Here is a 16,189-nt window from a genome sequence, read left to right on the forward strand (position 1 = left end):
AGTTCAATTACCGCCGTTTTCGGCGTTTTTTGCGTGAAAATGACGCGAGATACTGAGTTAACCCCAGTCTAATCCCACTGGTTCGGTTGATCTCCGAAATTTCGGGCGAGAAGCCAACATCGCGGGGCTAGTATCCCCGCAACACCGACAACTCGAAGCCCCGACCGAGGTGGGTGAGGTCGCGATAGGCGATCACGCGTGGGTTCAGCGTCGTCGCGTCAATGATCGCTTCGCCGCGGGCGGCTAAGCCGCTCGTTTCGTCGAACCCGATCACCTGCGCCCGAAAAACGTCCCCACCCGCGGTTACCAGCGGCAGCAACGCCCGCATTTGGTCGAGCGTCACGATGCCTTCGGTGAGCGGCCAGGTTTCGTGGGTGCGATCGGCGGAGGAGCCGCCACCGAGCATTCCGGTGCCCGCTCCGGTGGCGTTGCGGGCTTCGAGGATCGCCGCCATCGTGTCCGCGTCGACGAGCGAAATGCCTGCCAGGATTTCCGCCGGTGCCTCGTTCAAATTGATTCGTCCGGGTAGCACGTCGACGTCCTGGGTCGTCAGTTGATCCACCAGCAGCGGCAAATACTCGGCCATCAAGGTCGGGTCGCTGATGAATGGTGACATGTACACCACCGCGTTATCGCCTTCACCGATGGTGACTTCCGCGTCGATTAAATCCAGGACCTGGTTGATCTCGATGCCCGCGCCTGCGGTCAGGTCGAGGTCGGCCAACGCATCGACCGTCCAGAATTCTTTTTCGGAATCATCCTCTGAATTCGAGCCTGAAGGCGCAGTGACTTCGTCCCCTCCGCCGCCTCCCGCGACCGCCAAAATCGCCGCTGAGTTCTCGAGCGATGATTTGCCGGCCATCCGGTACGCGACGATGAACGACGCAAATCCTTCATCACCCAACGCCGTCAATAATTCGTCGTAGAGCACCTCCAGGTCTTCGCCGTTGATGTTGACACGGGGATCACCCGCCGCGGTCTTATTGTTCTCGCCGCCGTGAACGGTGAGATAAGAAGCCCAGCCGAGGACGCCCGCGGTGTCGATACTAGCGGCCGTTCGTTGTTGTTCGTCGAGGTCCAAGACCCCGTTGCGATTGGTGTCCGCGCCGAACAAGAGTTGCGGGGTGACGCCACGGACCAACAGTAATTCCTCGACACTCTGGAGCGGTTTGTTGGGGCACGCGTACGGTGTCGTCAGCGATGAGTAGTATTCGTCTTCACATCCTAGTGGACGCGGCTCGGTGTCGGTGTCGATCCAATCGAGGATCGCGTCGGCGATCGATTCGTCCATGCCGGGCAACGTCATCAATAGCTGCACCGCGATGTTCTCAGCGTCGAGTGTCTCGGAATCGCCGAGACTCGCACTTGAGCCGCCGCTGATCGCTTCGCCTAAGATTCCTCCCGCATCGATGCTGCCGCTTGAAAGCGTGGTCAGCATGGAGATCGCGTCGGAGTTTTCTTCGAGAACGAGCAACGCATTGACGTTGATCCGCGCCGATTCGTTTTGCAATCCGAATCGGATCCCGCCGAGCGATCCGGTGTCGCTGATCCCCGGTGCGAGTACCGTGAACCGCTGTACCGGTCCATCGACGATGTTGGTGATCGCGACGGCGCGAAACAGCGAGGAGTTTTCATACGTGCCGCCCATCATATCGCGGTCCGCCGGAGAGCTCGCCAGGATCAGCCGAACCGCTTCGACCCCGGTGTCCACGTTTAACCGAGCTTGCACGAGGTCGCCCTGCAAATAGGCGGTTTCGTCAGCGGCGAGCATCAATTCGGTGAACGAATACACTGCCATCGTCGCCACCGCGACGACGATCAGGACGAGTACAAGGAAGAAACCGTGGCGGCGATGGAAGCGGTTTTGGGTCATCAGGATGGTTGGGCATCTCGCCCGCACTTTGGAAGTTGGTGAACGCGTTATCGGGAGATCTGGATCTGGTATCCGCCCCGATTGTCCGCACGCTGAAATCGCCCGTCTTCGCCGGGAGCATCGTGAATACGAAACAAAAGCCAACTCGGTCGGTCGATTTGAACCGTTCGGACGACTTCGGTCGCCGATGAAACACCGCTGGCGGCCAGACGGACCGCGGCATCGGGAGGCGATGTCACCGGAAGAATCTCGAGAGGGCTCACTTTTTTAACGTCTGCCGAGGGGATCGGCAGCACGCATACCTGCAGTTGCCCGATCGGATACCCGCGGTGGTAATGAACGGTGATGCCCCCCGGGGTGCTGATCCAATCCCGCTGCTGAATGGGACCGGCCGCATCTTCCGTGTGATTGGCTTCCGCGGCGGCCTCGAGGTTTTCTTTGGCAACGATCGCACACTGCCCGCTCGCTCGAATCTGAATCGTCCCCCCGGGGAACCAGGCCCCGGCCGATTGCCAGCCAAGCCCCGAATTGATCGTGAAGGTTTTCGGTTGTTCATCGTAGCGGGGGTCGTCCGTGGAAAGGTCGACCTGATACCGCTGGCGGTCAAAACCGTATTCCAGGTCATGGAGCCACAATTGCCATCTCGCTCGGAGGGCCGGCCACTGGCCACCGATCTCACGAAAGAACCGAGTCGTGAACGCCGGGGATTGGTCGCGGCCCCGCTGTGCGGCGGAAATGTAAGCGTCGCGGGTGTCCCGGTACGAGGTAAACATCAGCGCCGCGGCCCAGCACCACGTGTACGATTCAACATTGCCTTCGAGATCGGTCGGCAACTTCATCACGCTGGCGAGAGTCGGAAAACTGCCGGTTTGCCGTTGTTCATCGATCACCCGATACCGGCCCCACATCGCGGATTCTTCGCGGCTTCGCGGCAATTCGTTGATGCGGAATTGTGAGCCGGCTTGGGCTAGTAAACCATCTGCTGCGCCAGAGGTGGGCGAGAACTGAGAGGCGGGCCGGTTGCGATGTGTGCCGAGCAGTTCGGCGGTGCCTTCCATGTACCAACTCGGTCCGCCACCACCAAAAAGTTCAAACGTGAGTGCGTGCACGCCTTCGTGCAGCATCAAGTGACGGTTGTAATAAGCACTCGATTGATAGTTCACCCACACCGCCTTGGGCGTGGCGAAGCCGTTCTTAAACCGTGGGATGTGGTTGGGAAGATCACCGCTGCGGCGGAACGCGTCAGCGTCACGCATCAGGAAACCGTCAATGCTCCAGTTCGCGGCCCGCTCGGCAGGCAATCCCCAGAACGCCAGCCACTGAGGGACGGCGGCGTCAAACGATGCGACTAGGTCTTCGAGTAACCGTTCGTCCGCTACGTCGCTGGTCAGTCGCAAATGGACGCCCTGTCGGGTCAGGGTTTCCGCCGAACCGATGTTTGCGATGCCGAAAACGAAGAGTGAGAGCCAGACGGCGAAGGCGAGTTTGGAATCCTGCGGCATTTCCGTTTTACGCTCCCCGATTCAAAAAACGCGGGCAGTTTCTAATCGGCCCATCGACTCGACGTTCCCAAGCGGACGTTTGGGAACGCAGCGGTTGGCGGTGGTGGCAGTTTCGATCGAAGGGATGCATCCGCCCAGAATACCCCGCGTGCCCCCGAAATGAAACGGTTTTGCAAGCAGTTCACCCCATTCCGGTGGCCGCCAGGTGTCATATCCGTCATGCCCGCCGCCCGGTTGTGGGCGGTATCCGAATGGGCCGCGTTCGCTTGCGGCGTTTGGATGGGGCATTTCCTTCTCTTGCCGCGGCTTTGCCTCTGATCAGATAACAAGGGCCTGTGGCCAAAATATTGTGGGCAATCCTGCGATTTCAAGCCGTGTCCGCGACGTATGACGCACCATCCCTCACCCGCATTTTCGTGTTCACGACCTCACTTCAGGATCTTCCAGCAGCGGTGGATGCGGCGGTTGCGATACTCATCGGGTACCGTTTGTTTGGATATCTCGTGGACTGCAGACGCTGCCAAAGCTGCTGAATCGAACTTGAAGCGGCGGAAGTTTGTCGAGAAGTAAATCACGCCACCGGGACGCACCAGTTTCAAGACGTTGTTGAGCAGCGGCACGGCGTCGGTTTGTACATTCCAATCCTCGTCGGTGCGTTTGCTGTTGGAAAACGTTGGCGGATCGCAAACGACGAGGTCATAGACTTCTCCCGGTTTGTGTCGACGGATGAATTCGCTGATGTCCATCGCGGCGAACTGATGTTGGGGGCCGTCGAGCCCGTTGGCTTGGAGGTTTTCTTGCGCCCAATCTAAGTAATTCTGCGACAAGTCCACGCTCGTTGTTGACGCGGCGCCGCCAGCGGCGGCATAGGTCGTGAATGAGCCGGTGTAGGCAAAAAGGTTCAGGAAGTGTTTTCCTGCCGCTTGGTCGCGAACCATTTGGCGGGTGACGCGGTGGTCGAGAAACAGTCCCGTGTCGATGTAGTCGGCGAGGTTGACGAGGAAGGTCAGCCCGCCTTCTTGGACGGGGAACTTACGATCCGTTGCCGCGACCTTCTCGTGCTGCGTCTTTCCGCGTTGACGAGAACGCCGTTTGAGAAACACGTTTTCCTTGGGGACATCGAGTGCTTCGCCTGCGGTGGCCGCCATCAGATCAAGCCAGCTCGCGTGGCTGGCGGCGTCGCGATCGTGGGGCCGCTCGAATTCGCTCAGGTGCAGGTGATTTTCGTATCGATCAACGACGAGAGGGATTTCGGGAATGTCACGTTCGTAAAGCCGGTAACACGTGATGTTCCGCCGCGTCATCATGCGGCGAAAGTGTTTCGCACGCTTCCGCAATCGCGTCGCGAACAAGTCAGCTTGATGTTGAGCGTTCTCGGGCAACGCACCAAACGCGGCGGTGCCGACCGCGTGGACATAGGGCTTGGCCGTTCGCGGCGGCTCCGGTTTGGACTCAACCTCTTGCGATGCGACCTTCCCCGCCCATGGGCTTTTTGCTGAAACCGGTTCGACGTCTGATGCGGGAGCATCAAGTTGCTCGGGCGGAGCCGTTTCCTCTGTCGGGGTGGCCGTTCGCCCCGATTCGCCGAGCACCGGTTTGGGGCCTTGGAATTGGTAGTAGGTGCACTCGATCCGTCCGTTATAGAGTTTACGGCGTCGGTCGGCTTGCCGCCCCAGCACCTTTTCAAACGCGCCGAAGGACGTCAGGAAATAGAACGACCAGGTCGGCAAGTGTCTGAGCACGTGAGGAATTGCGGCGTAGAGCTCTTCGATCTCCCAGTCGCGGCCCAGTCGCATTCCGTAAGGCGGGTTGGTGATCATGCAGCCAAAGCGACGGCTGCTTTTGAGATCGCGGACGTCGGCGGTTTCGAAGTGCACATCAGCGGTGACTCCGGCGGCCTCTGCGTTTTCGCGAGCAAAACGCAGCACGCGAAAATCGGTGTCGCTGCCGAGTAGTCGCTGCGGCAAGGGCTCGAGTACGTTCTGTAACGCTTCGGTGCGAAGTTGCAGCAGCGTCTCGCGTGGTGAATCGGGCCATTGTTCGAATGCAAAGTCGCGTGATTGTCCGGGCGCCATGTTGCGACCGATCATCGCCGCTTCGATCAAGATCGTTCCGCTGCCGCAGAAGGGATCAACGAGCGGGCGATCGCGTTTCCAATAACTCAACATCACCATCGCGGCAGCGAGCGTTTCTTTGAGCGGCGCGGCGGTGACGTTGGAGCGGTAACCTCTCCGGTGCAGTCCACGTCCTGTCGAGTCGATCGTGATCGTCGCGGTGTCTTTGAGTAGCGCGACGTCGATTTTGAATTGCGGCCCGGTCTCGGGCAGCGACTCGGTTTGATGGTCGCGCCGCATCGCATCCACGATCGCGCGTTTGATCGCGCGTTGGCACGCGGGCACGCTCGTGAGCGTGGATTTGACGCTGCGTCCGGTGACGGGGAACTCGGCATCGGCGGGCAGCCAGTCACCCCATGGGAGTGCTTTGGTCGTTTCAAACAATGCGTCAAAGTCTGCCGCGGGGAATTCGGCGACACGGATCGTCACGCGATCGGCGCAGCGCAGCCAAAGATTCGTTTTGGCGACGGTTTCCATGTCGCCTTGAAAGTGAACCCGTCCGGACTCACCGATCGTCGACTCGATACCGAGTGCCGTCAGTTCACGTCGAACGACAGCCTCGAGCCCAAAGGCACACACGGCGATGAGGTCGAATGTTTGCGAGGGGTTCATGAGTGGTGCGTGGTTGAAGATGTTCGTTCGTAGGGAATCGCATACGGATTCCGTCTCGACGTTGAGTGCGTTGGGGTGTTCGTCGTTGGGTGGAGCGGTTGACGTTGTGGCATAAAAAAACGGCTCCAGCGGACTGGAGCCGTTTCGTGTCTTTCATGTTAATACGAAAGTCAGCGTTTCGAGCGACTAGTTAACCGCAACGCGTTTGAATTCGATGATTTCAGCTTCCGGGCTGAAATCTTTGACGGCAGCTTCGACGGTCTTGGTGTCGTCGAGTGCGTAGAACTGGCTCAGCAGGCAACGTTCTTGGTCCAACGCGGTGTTGTCGGCGATGAAACGATCGAGTTTGCCCGGGATGATTTTGTCCCAGATCTTTTCTGGTTTGCCTTCGGCCTTGAGCTCGGCTTTGATCGCTTCTTCGGTCGCAGCCATGACTTCTGGCGTCAACTGACGACGGCTGGCGTACTGAGGAACGTTCTTGACCGGTTTGCCGAGGTTCTCTTTGGCGTTGAGTTCGTTTTCGGCGATGATCTGTGCCCGCAGAGCTTCGGTTTCCTTCTCGACGAATTCGGCGTCGAATTCATCGGGATGCAGGATCGATGGCTTCATCGCTGCGATGTGCATTGCCACGCCGCGGAAGAACTGAGGTGCGTCTTCTTTGCCGCCGTCTTTGTAGGAAACCAAGACGCCGATCTTGCTGCCCGCGTGGATGTACGAAGCGATGTTGTCGCCTTCGACGACTTGGACATCGCAGACTTCGATCTTTTCACCGGTGCGACCGGTTTCGGTAACGAGGTGCTCTTTGACGGTGGTGCCTTCGATGCTCAGGTCGTTCACTTCGTCCTTGGTGCTAACGCCATTTTCCATCGCGAGCTTGGCAACCCGCTCGGTCAAAGCGATGAAGTTTTCATTCTTGGCGACGAAGTCGGTTTCGCAGCTGAGGGCGAGCAGCATGCCTTTTTTGCCTTCGGTCAACGCCACGACGACACCTTCGTTGGCGTCACGATCGGCACGCTTTTCAGCGACTTTTTGGCCTTTTTTGCGAAGGTAATCGAGTGCACCTTCCATGTCGCCGCCGGATTCTTGCAACGCCTTCTTGCAATCCATCATGCCAGCGCCGGTTGATTTTCTCAACTCGCTAACGTCTTTTGCAGAAATGCTCATTCTTTCTTCCTAACTAATTTTCGAGAGTCAACTGTGTTGATTGAGTGGGGGGTGATGAGTGAGATCTGGTTTCCGCCTGCAAGGCGGGTATCCTGGCCGCCCGCATCGCTGCTAGCAAGATGAGGCTGTGGTATCACCCCAGCCACGAGAACGGCGCCATAGAAATACTCGACCGTCGATTCGAACAGCCCATTGAGAGCTGAATCAGAGCCGACGAATCGCGGAAGTCAGGCGACTTCCACGATTTCGAATCCGAAAGTTTCGGGAACTTTCGTTAGAGACAACAATTACTCGGCAGCAGGTTCGGCTGTAGCTGCTTCTTCAACGGCAGGCTCGGCTGCCGGTGCGGCGGCCTCTGGTGCTGCAGCGGCGGCAGGTGCGCCGGCGTCAGATGCTTGCGTTTGGACCTGGCTCTTGCCCGCGATAACCGCATCGGCGAGTTCACGCATGATCATTTCGACGCTGCGGATACCGTCGTCGTTACCGGGGATCGGCAAATCGATGAGGCTCGGGTCGCTGTCGGTATCGATCAGTGCCACGGTGGTGATGCCGAGACGTTTGGCTTCACGAACCGCGTTACGCTCTTTGCCTGGGTCGACGACGAACATCACTTCGGGCAAGCGGTTCATGGTCCGCAGACCGTTCAGGTTGCGGTACATCTTGCGATACTCGCGGTTGAGCGAGGATTGCATTTTCTTGCTGTATTCGTGGATGCGATCGCTGCTGCGAAGTGCTTCGAGTTCTTCCAATCGACCCAGTCGGCTGCGAATGGTGCGGAAGTTGGTCAACGTACCACCGAGCCAACGTTCGCTGGCGAACGGCATTCCGCAACGCAGTGACTGCTCTTCGACTGCTTCACCCGCTTGGCGTTTGGTGCCGACGAAAAGGATCAGGCTGCCGCCCGCTGCGACTTGCGAAAGATACTTCTTGGCTCGCAGGAGTCCGCGGAGAGTTTCGCGAATATCGAGGATGTGGATTTGGTTTTTCTTGCCGAAGATGTAGGGAGCCATCTTCGGGTTCCAGAGACTGGTGCGGTGTCCAAAGTGGACGCCCGATTCGATCATCTCTTTAACAATTTCGTTCGCCATCAGTTTTATGCCCGTCTCTTCGGGCAATCTCCAGGTTGGTTCTATTCACATCGGGTTCGAGAATACAGGCTCATCGTCAAGACGACGGCTGATTCCAGAGCATTTTGGCGGCACCCCCGGTTACACCGGTCAGAAGCCACATTAACGCCCTTCGCCCCACCAAGGACATGAAAGATAAAGGGGAATTGGGGCCGGGGCAGAAATTACCTCCGGCGTATCGGAACGCGAAATGCTAGAAAACGAAACGTTTTTCCACAACCCCAACGCGTTTCTCTCGGGCGATCTGAGCCGAAATTAATATCGCGGAATCGACGGATCGATTTTTTGCGACCACTGGTCGATCCCGCCGGCCATGTTCTGAACGCGTGTGAACCCGATACTCCGCAACGCCTGGGTTACCTGCATGCTGCGCCCGCCATGGTGGCACTGCACCACGATGTGGTCGTTTTTGTGGGGTTCCAGCTCATTGAGCCGGGTTCGCAGCTCGCTCATGGGCAGCAATCGCGAGCCTTCAATGCGGGCGGTTTCATATTCGTGAGGCTCACGAACGTCGAGCAAAATGAACTCATCCCCGGACTTTTGGAGGGCCTCCACGTCGGTGACAGAGACCTCGATGGGCAGTTCGTTGGAATGATTCATAGGTGATCGGGCTCAATCGTGGGGCAAATCGGGTTGGACGGGGTGAGTCAGCGTATCGTAAAACTCAGGACGCCTGTCGGCAAACCGGTCGATCACATGCTTGCCGGTCGTGCGTTCGATGCGTTTGTTGCGTGCCTTCGCCAACTCCACTTCCGCATACAGAATCGCGGGTTCGGCGCCGGGGGCTCGAGCGAGTTCGACCCCGTCGGGACCGCAGATGGAGCTCAGGCCGCAGAAATCGAAGCCTCTTTCGTGACCGATCCGGTTTGCGGCCACAAAAAACAAGTGATTCTCCATGCTGCGGGCGGGCGGCACGATTTCGGCGGTTCGAAATGCCCCGACCGGCCAATTCGTGCCCAATGCGATGATATCCGCCCCGGCCAAACCGAGGGCCCGCATCGGTTCGGGGAACGAGATGTCGTAACAAATCCCGAGCCCGACTCGGGCCCCGTCTTTGCCCGGTAGAGTCCAGGCCTGATAAGGGATCTCACCCCGGTCGACGAATCGGTCGACCCCCAAATGCGGCAGATGCACCTTGTGATACCGGCCGATGATGCTGCCGCCGGCGATAATGAGGGCGGCGTTATAAAGTTTTTCACCAACTCGAAGGAGGGTCCCGAGGGTGAGAGCGACACCCGTTCGTTGGGATGCCGCGATAATTTCGGCAATCTCCTCGGATTCTTCGCTGAGCGCAACGTCCCACGCCTCCTCGCGGCTGTCAAATGCGTAGCCGGTCAGCATGCATTCGGGAAAAACGGCGAGATCGACATGTTTGTCGCTGAGCTCATTGAGCGTGTTGAGAACGACCTTTTGATTCGCAGCAACGGCGGCAAATTGAATGTCGGTCTGGACGCAGGCTAACAACATCGTAAAACCAAGGGCTAGCGGAACAAGAATGACAATTTGTTTTACTCGATCCTGATTCGACCAAAATCGTTAGGCTCGCGACACGTCCCTTGCCAAAAACAGGAAGCTCGAAATTGAGTTCGATCATTACACAGACGGTCTCGGAAGAATCAACGTGCGAACATGAGGTGGAGCCGCAACCAATGAGCGAGGGCGAACGATCCAAGTTCGATTATGACCTGTTTGTGATCGGCACCGGTCCCGGCGGCGAGGGCGCAGCAATGCAGGCGGCCAAAGGCGGGTGGCGAGTTGGTGTCGCCGAACGCTATCGACAGATCGGTGGCGGCTGCACGCACTGGGGGACCATCCCCAGCAAAGCGCTTCGCTATGCGGTGACCAGCACGATGAGGTCGTTGAAAAATCCAGTCATGAGGGAACTCGGGTTTTCCGTTGCACCGACGATGGAGCAACTCGGACGCGGCACCCAAACGATCATCGGTCGTCAAGTCTCCATGCGGCAATCGTTCTACGACCGCAACAACGTGCCGATTCATCGCGGACAAGCCCGATTCGTCGATGAGCACACCGTCCGGATCGACAACGGTGAGCCGATCACGGCAGCGCACTTTGTTATCTCGACCGGTTCTCGACCGTATCGGCCGCCAGGTGTTGATTTTTCGCACCCGCGGATTTTTGACAGTGACACGATTCTCGACATGAAGGATCGGCCCAGCTCGATCACCGTTTACGGCGCCGGCGTGATCGGTACCGAGTACGCGTCGATGTTCCGCAACCTCGGGATCAAGGTCAACCTGATCAACACCCGTTCTCAACTGCTCGAATTCCTCGACGATGAAATCATCGATGCGTTGTCGTATCACCTTCGAGACCAAGGTGTCATCATTCGGCACAACGAGGAGATGGAAAAGATCGAAGGCCGGTCTGATGGTGTCGTCTTGTATCTCAAGAGTGGCAAGGTTGTCAAAACAGATATTTTGCTGTGGGCGAATGGCCGCCAAGGCAACACGGACGATCTCGGTTTGCAAAACTTGCCGATCGAAGCCAACACTCGTGGCCAAATCGATGTCGATGATCAATTTCAAACTTGCCTGCCGCACATTTATGCCGTCGGCGATGTCATCGGTATCCCGTCCCTTGCCAGTGCCGCGTACACCCAAGGTCGGTCCGCGGGAATGCACATGCTCGGGCATTGCAGCGGTAATCTGCGACTGAACGATATCCCAACCGGCATCTACACGAGCCCCGAAATCAGTTCAGTCGGTGCAACCGAAAAAGAATTGACGGCGCAGTGCGTCCCTTATGAGGTCGGCCAAGCACAGTTCCGTTCGCTCGCTCGTGCCCAGATCACCGGTGAAACCGTGGGGATGTTGAAATTGTTGTTTCACCGTGAATCCAAACGGGTCCTCGGTGTGCATTGCTTTGGCGCCAATGCATCTGAAATCATTCATATCGGCCAAGCGATCATGAATCAGCCGGACGAACATAACACGATCGAATACTTCATCGAGACGACGTTTAACTATCCCACGATGGCCGAGGCCTACCGGGTCGCGGCTCTTAACGGCATCAACCGGCTCTTTTAACGGCAATGTCAAACAACAATCAGAGCGACCAGGTGGAACCCGATCGACGCAACGAATTGGCGTTGTTTCGAACCGATCTTGCCAACGAAAGAACGCTGCTCGCCTATGGGCGGACGGCGTTGATGATGGCCGGAACGGGAGGGACGCTGATCAAGTTTTTTGGCGACTCACGAGATATGCTACTGCTCGGTTTCCTGCTGTTGGCGCTCGGTGCGGTGGTGTTCGTGATCGGCGCGATTCGATTTTTTCAGATGAAAAAGAAGATCAGCGGGCGAGGTCACATCGTCCGCAATATCACATAAATCGCGGCCGCAATCAGATCCGCCGAGGTGCCGGGGTTGAGCCGGTTGTCGTCTGTCCGCAGTTCGGCGTCCAAGGCTGCCACGCACGCGGCAAATCCGTGAACGCGGTTGTCGATCGCCGCGAGGCAGTCGCTGGCCAATCCGGCGACTCGCTTGGATTCCCCCAAGCCGCATTTCCTCGCGATCAAACTGTCGCCTTCCGCAGCGATCACCGTGATGTGGGCATGCACGATGCCTGACAACAGGTCGTGAGTCTTGGCCACCGAATCACGCAACGTTGGTACAACGATTTCGAGCAGATCGCGAAAGCCGTCTGCGTATTGTCGTGCGATCCGGTCTCGCGGCGCAGCCAACTCCATCGCGGCGATGATGTCGTAGGACGATGAAATGTCTCGCGTCACATCGAGCGGATGCGCTTCGCCGAGTGATTCCTCACGCATACCACCGGCACCCGCTCCTGCGATCGCACCGGCGATCAATCCACCCTGATGCGTGTCGAGTTCACCGAGCAGCGATTCGATTCTCGATTGCCACAACGACCACCGTTGTTCGATCGTTGATGGTTTTTCGTGTTCCCAACCCGGTTCGCTGGCTAGCAACGGCGCGAGCAAGAGGATAATGCCGAGGTTCACGTTGGTCCCGGTCGCGGCGACCGATGATTGGACAGCGGTTGCGATCGCAGATCCGATTGGATCGACGTGGTTGAGGTCGCCGAGTGTCTCGGCGACGACGTCGGCGGCGATCACGAAATCACGGTAAGCCAGGTCATGAAAGCGGGCTGCCGGATGCACATTGCCGACTTTCGGCGCCGTCGCTTCGAGGATGCAGGCGGTTCGTATGGCGTCGGCTCGGCGCCGGATCAACGACGCCATCAGGCTCCAGGACGCGTCACCATCTGACGTTGGGAGAGAGTCGTTCACGTCGCGTCGTAGGCGGGGATGCCAAATTGGGCCAGGAATGATTCCATGGTGGCGAGGGTTTCGTCGGGTGAATCTTCCAGAACGTAATGGCCCGTCGTCGGCAATTCCTTCACCGCGGCGTGAGGCCACACCTGTTGGAAGCGTCGCAAGCATTCCGGGCGAAAGCACCAATCTTTCATGCCCCAGATCAGTTGAATCGGGACGATTGAAAAGTCAGGCAGGCCGGCCTCGAGTTCCCGCAGCGTTGCCAGGGTCGGGTGGCTCGGTGAGAGCGGAATGTCATGGACGAAACGGTCGATCGCGACGCGGTTTTCCCAGCTGTTGTAGGGCTCCAGTAGCCCGCGTGCGGCATCACTTGAGAGCTTGGTTCGCGACATCGCCATCGTGATCGCGGCGCGTGCGAACAAGTTCAATCCACGCACTGCGGGCGTGCCCACGATCGGCCATCGACACGCGGCAATGCGGCGGGGCATGTACGGAGGTGGGAACGCGGCGGTGTTGAGCAGCGTGATTCCCCGCAGCCGTTCGCGACGTGCGTGAACAGCAGATAAACCGATCGCACCACCCCAATCATGCGCCAACAATACGATGTTCTGTAGGTTGAGTTCGTCGATCACCCGGACCAGATTGTCCCGGTGTGCGGCCATCGTGTAAGCGAATTCGTTGGCCGGCGGCTTGTCGCTGCGTCCGCACCCGATGTGATCGACGGCCACGACGCGGCAGCGAGGTGAGAAACGCTCAATCACGCGGCGGTAGTAAAAACTCCACGTCGGATTGCCGTGGACGCATAATATCGTCAGTCCGTCGCCGGACGCAGAGTCTCCCGTGTCGATGTACCGAAGCGAATGCCCGTCAATGCGGAGCGTTTGGGATGCGTACGGGAACAAATCCTTCGCAACGGAGAGCATTTCTTGGTCGTTCGTTTCCGTCGTCAAGGGATCGTCAGGGGTGGGGGGATTGAAGGTGATTGCGTGCGAACCGGCGACGCACCGCCTAGGTCGACCGTCAGCGAAGTTTGTCGGTTCGGCGGCGTACCTGCAAGGCGACGGGTCTGCAATAATGATGACGATTTCTCTGCTCCTCCCCACCCCACTCGATGAGGCGACGCGATGAAACTCCGATTTGCAAATACGATACTGACGACCACCATGAGTCTCGCGATCGTTGCCTTGGTCGCCACCACGGGTGTTGCCCAACCGCCCGCGGCGCCCCCTGGGTCGGCTCCGCCTGCGGCCGAATCGCAGCCCGAGATGAAAGCCGGGCAAACTTCGCCGACCGGTCGCGAAGCTCGATTGGCCGCCTACCTGTCTGGCTCGACCTTCACGGGCCAGTTCACCGTTGACGGGAAAAAGGATTCGGCTCCGAAGCCCGAGTCGTACACGATTACGTCGTGCGAACCGCTGGCCGAAGAAAACATGTATCGGCTCAAGGTCAAAATTCGCTACGGCGACGTGGACGGCGAGTTTCCGATGGACCTGAAAATTCTGTGGTCAGGTTCGACGCCGGTCATCACGCTCGATGGCGTCTGGATCCCGGGGCTCGGTACGTTTTCCTCGCGAGTGCTGATCCACGACGGACGCTACGCGGGAACGTGGCAGCACGATGCCAAAGGCGGACATCTCTTCGGCACGATCCAACCGGCGACACCGCCTGTTGGCGCGGAGTAACTTTTATCGAATTCGTTTCCACCGGGCTGTAACGGACTCATTGGATTCACGCTTGGTCTTTCGGTCTTTGTGATTGAACGTCAGGCTCTCCATTCGATTTCGGTACGATCATGCGCCGCCCGTATTACCCCACCGCCGCCGCGATTCCTTCGATCGCTCAGGTGTTCCATGCACACGGTAAAATCGAAGCGGTGAAGTATGTTCGTGAAACCTTTGGGCTCTCATTGATGGAGTCCAAAGAGTTTGTAGAAAAGAACGTCGACGGGGCGAGTCCTTGGACATCACGGCTGCCAGTACGCGGGACGGATCGGGATGTGCGTGCACCCCAATTTGCAGTGCCGCCTCATGAAACGTCGGAACCGGAGTCTGGCTCGTGGCAACCCTCGCGTTTTCTAGCCATCCAGACGCTTTTTTGGTGGGTTCTCGCGGCGGTCGCGTTTGGCGGCGCTTACTGGAATTGGTCGACGCAGGAGAATTTCATCGAGCGGGCGGAAACGGTGACGGCGGAAGTCGTTTCGATGCATTCGTCGCAGGGAAGAGGGCTATGCCCGGTGTTCGCGTACCGGTTCGGAGGCGAGAACCGTCAGTGGAATAGCCCGATTTCGGTGAATCCGCCGCTTTATGCGGTGGGAGACACCGTGGACGTTTTTGTTGATCCGGAGTCTCCCGGCTCGGTGCTGGTCAACGACATCACCCACCGATGGTTTTTGATCGCTGTTGCGATCTGTTTCGGGACCGCGTTTTCGTTCGCTGGCGGGGTTTGTCGATTCATGAGCAGCCGATTTTGATCGGCGGCGGTTTCTTTGCTCCGCACTGCTGAATCAATATTGTGACGAAATGAAAGTTTTGGCTAAAGTCCGGCCGTGTTCGAGTTTTTCCACCCTCGCCGGCTCGCAGTCATGCGTCAGAATCGTCCGCAAACGACGGCCGCTTCCTTCATCGAGCGATCACCTCATGTGAATCGTGCGATCATGATGTGCGCGGTGATGATTGCGGGATTGCACACCGGATGCAGCCAAAACCCTTATTTGGCGGGCGGTGGTACTTCGGTTTGGCAGCCGCCTCCGACTACCGGAGCCGGACTCAACGCGGTCCAGGCCCAAGTCGCGGAACTGAACCGGCGTGTTCAGCTGCTCGACGACAATAATCGACAACTCACCACTCAATTGGCCCAGAGCGAACAGCAAGCTCAGGTCTACCGCGACGAGCTCAACCTCGTTCGCAAACAGCTTGCCGATACCGCGCAGCAATACGATGCGGCTCGAATCGCGGCGACTGACGCCCAAAACTCAGCGAGAAGTTTTCAGGCATCGGCTCAATTACGTGGCGGGGCGACGATCCGCGCCAACACGAATCTGAACCAACTCGCCGGTCGGCTCAATCTGGGAAACTTGCAGGTCCAGCAGGACGGTGAAGTTCTTCGGATCGTTTTGCCGTCGGATCAGCTTTTCGCTCCGGGTACCGCCCAGCTGCAGCCGCAAGCCAGTGCGATGCTCGATCCGGTCGCCGCCCAGCTGCGATCGGTCTTTCCGCGTCAACGGATCGGTATCGAGGGGTACACCGACAACGCGCCGATGTACGGCGGTGCCGCCACGAGCGCACACCAGCTCACCTCGGCTCAAACGTCCGCGGTGCTCGACCTGCTGACTCGTCGCAGCGGCATGCCGGGCCAACAGTTGTTCATCGTTTCGCACGGTTCGAACAACCCACGTGGTGACAATTCCACGCCAGCGGGACGCGTCGCCAACCGACGCATCGAATTGGTAATCTACCCGGAAACGTTCTAACGTTTCTTCGGCCTCTCGCCATCAAGTCGCGGACGTCGTCAAGGACCGTCGATTTAATTAATGCGGGATTT

15 protein-coding genes are annotated in these 16,189 nt (G+C 58.3%); 5 read left to right on the forward strand and 10 right to left on the reverse strand.

Annotated features, from left to right (window positions below; all coding sequences use genetic code 11):
* Positions 1-127: 127 nt before the first annotated feature.
* The 8 genes from NB063_RS13805 to NB063_RS13840 form a co-directional block, all read right to left on the reverse strand.
* Complete coding sequence (locus NB063_RS13805; protein ID WP_250929319.1) at positions 128-1,873, reverse strand: type II secretion system protein GspK; 1,746 nt, start codon at positions 1,871-1,873, stop codon at positions 128-130.
* Positions 1,874-1,920: 47 nt separating this feature from the next.
* Positions 1,921-3,375, reverse strand: coding sequence for a hypothetical protein (locus NB063_RS13810; protein ID WP_250929320.1), 1,455 nt, complete (start codon positions 3,373-3,375; stop codon positions 1,921-1,923).
* 21 nt (positions 3,376-3,396) lie between these two features.
* Entirely contained in the window at positions 3,397-3,663 is a 267-nt protein-coding gene (locus NB063_RS13815; protein ID WP_250929321.1) for a hypothetical protein, read from the reverse strand.
* Positions 3,664-3,803: 140 nt separating this feature from the next.
* A complete protein-coding gene (rlmKL, locus tag NB063_RS13820; protein ID WP_250929322.1) occupies positions 3,804-6,101 on the reverse strand; it encodes a bifunctional 23S rRNA (guanine(2069)-N(7))-methyltransferase RlmK/23S rRNA (guanine(2445)-N(2))-methyltransferase RlmL in 2,298 nt (765 codons plus the stop codon).
* A 186-nt stretch (positions 6,102-6,287) separates the two neighbouring features.
* Complete coding sequence (gene tsf, locus NB063_RS13825) at positions 6,288-7,265, reverse strand: translation elongation factor Ts (protein ID WP_250929323.1); 978 nt, start codon at positions 7,263-7,265, stop codon at positions 6,288-6,290.
* A 287-nt stretch (positions 7,266-7,552) separates the two neighbouring features.
* Positions 7,553-8,353, reverse strand: coding sequence for a 30S ribosomal protein S2 (gene rpsB, locus NB063_RS13830; protein ID WP_250929324.1), 801 nt, complete (start codon positions 8,351-8,353; stop codon positions 7,553-7,555).
* 294 nt (positions 8,354-8,647) lie between these two features.
* On the reverse strand, positions 8,648-8,992 hold the full coding sequence (locus NB063_RS13835) for a rhodanese-like domain-containing protein (RefSeq protein WP_250929325.1): 345 nt from the start codon (positions 8,990-8,992) through the stop codon (positions 8,648-8,650).
* 12 nt (positions 8,993-9,004) lie between these two features.
* Entirely contained in the window at positions 9,005-9,859 is an 855-nt protein-coding gene (locus NB063_RS13840; protein ID WP_250929326.1) for a carbon-nitrogen hydrolase family protein, read from the reverse strand.
* 182 nt (positions 9,860-10,041) lie between these two features.
* Between NB063_RS13840 and sthA the strand changes: the two genes are divergently transcribed.
* Positions 10,042-11,442, forward strand: a complete 1,401-nt coding sequence (gene sthA / locus NB063_RS13845; protein WP_250929327.1) for a Si-specific NAD(P)(+) transhydrogenase — start codon at positions 10,042-10,044, stop codon at positions 11,440-11,442.
* Between the two features lie 5 nt (positions 11,443-11,447).
* The gene (locus NB063_RS13850) at positions 11,448-11,744 is read left to right on the forward strand and encodes a DUF202 domain-containing protein (RefSeq protein ID WP_250929328.1); all 297 of its coding nucleotides are present in this window, start codon (positions 11,448-11,450) and stop codon (positions 11,742-11,744) included.
* Here the strand turns inward: NB063_RS13850 and NB063_RS13855 are convergent.
* Positions 11,720-12,664: a triphosphoribosyl-dephospho-CoA synthase gene (locus tag NB063_RS13855; RefSeq protein WP_250929329.1), complete on the reverse strand. Its 945-nt coding sequence runs from the start codon at positions 12,662-12,664 to the stop codon at positions 11,720-11,722. The genes NB063_RS13850 and NB063_RS13855 overlap by 25 nt on opposite strands.
* Positions 12,661-13,572, reverse strand: coding sequence for an alpha/beta fold hydrolase (locus tag NB063_RS13860; protein WP_250929394.1), 912 nt, complete (start codon positions 13,570-13,572; stop codon positions 12,661-12,663). Before NB063_RS13860 ends, NB063_RS13855 begins: the two co-directional genes overlap by 4 nt.
* Positions 13,573-13,773: 201 nt before the next feature.
* Between NB063_RS13860 and NB063_RS13865 the strand changes: the two genes are divergently transcribed.
* From NB063_RS13865 to NB063_RS13875, 3 genes are all read left to right on the forward strand, one after another.
* Complete coding sequence (locus NB063_RS13865; RefSeq protein WP_250929330.1) at positions 13,774-14,331, forward strand: hypothetical protein; 558 nt, start codon at positions 13,774-13,776, stop codon at positions 14,329-14,331.
* A 110-nt stretch (positions 14,332-14,441) separates the two neighbouring features.
* On the forward strand, positions 14,442-15,119 hold the full coding sequence (locus NB063_RS13870) for a DUF3592 domain-containing protein (RefSeq protein WP_250929331.1): 678 nt from the start codon (positions 14,442-14,444) through the stop codon (positions 15,117-15,119).
* A 183-nt stretch (positions 15,120-15,302) separates the two neighbouring features.
* Positions 15,303-16,118, forward strand: coding sequence for an OmpA/MotB family protein (locus NB063_RS13875; protein ID WP_407652628.1), 816 nt, complete (start codon positions 15,303-15,305; stop codon positions 16,116-16,118).
* Positions 16,119-16,189: the final 71 nt, after the last annotated feature.

Source organism: Aporhodopirellula aestuarii (assembly GCF_023701485.1).
GTDB classification, from domain to species: domain Bacteria; phylum Planctomycetota; class Planctomycetia; order Pirellulales; family Pirellulaceae; genus Rhodopirellula; species Rhodopirellula aestuarii.

Bases quoted from the DNA above. Each gene is read 5' to 3' on its own strand.
- NB063_RS13805 (WP_250929319.1), bottom strand. From the start codon at position 1,873: ATGACCCAAAACCGCTTCCATCGCCGCCACGGTTTCTTCCTTGTACTC.
- NB063_RS13810 (WP_250929320.1), bottom strand. From the start codon at position 3,375: ATGCCGCAGGATTCCAAACTCGCCTTCGCCGTCTGGCTCTCACTCTTC.
- NB063_RS13815 (WP_250929321.1), bottom strand. From the start codon at position 3,663: ATGCCCCATCCAAACGCCGCAAGCGAACGCGGCCCATTCGGATACCGC.
- rlmKL (WP_250929322.1), bottom strand. From the start codon at position 6,101: ATGAACCCCTCGCAAACATTCGACCTCATCGCCGTGTGTGCCTTTGGG.
- tsf (WP_250929323.1), bottom strand. From the start codon at position 7,265: ATGAGCATTTCTGCAAAAGACGTTAGCGAGTTGAGAAAATCAACCGGC.
- rpsB (WP_250929324.1), bottom strand. From the start codon at position 8,353: ATGGCGAACGAAATTGTTAAAGAGATGATCGAATCGGGCGTCCACTTT.
- NB063_RS13835 (WP_250929325.1), bottom strand. From the start codon at position 8,992: ATGAATCATTCCAACGAACTGCCCATCGAGGTCTCTGTCACCGACGTG.
- NB063_RS13840 (WP_250929326.1), bottom strand. From the start codon at position 9,859: ATGTTGTTAGCCTGCGTCCAGACCGACATTCAATTTGCCGCCGTTGCT.
- sthA (WP_250929327.1), top strand. From the start codon at position 10,042: ATGAGCGAGGGCGAACGATCCAAGTTCGATTATGACCTGTTTGTGATC.
- NB063_RS13850 (WP_250929328.1), top strand. From the start codon at position 11,448: ATGTCAAACAACAATCAGAGCGACCAGGTGGAACCCGATCGACGCAAC.
- NB063_RS13860 (WP_250929394.1), bottom strand. From the start codon at position 13,572: ATGCTCTCCGTTGCGAAGGATTTGTTCCCGTACGCATCCCAAACGCTC.
- NB063_RS13865 (WP_250929330.1), top strand. From the start codon at position 13,774: ATGAAACTCCGATTTGCAAATACGATACTGACGACCACCATGAGTCTC.
- NB063_RS13870 (WP_250929331.1), top strand. From the start codon at position 14,442: ATGCGCCGCCCGTATTACCCCACCGCCGCCGCGATTCCTTCGATCGCT.
- NB063_RS13875 (WP_407652628.1), top strand. From the start codon at position 15,303: ATGATGTGCGCGGTGATGATTGCGGGATTGCACACCGGATGCAGCCAA.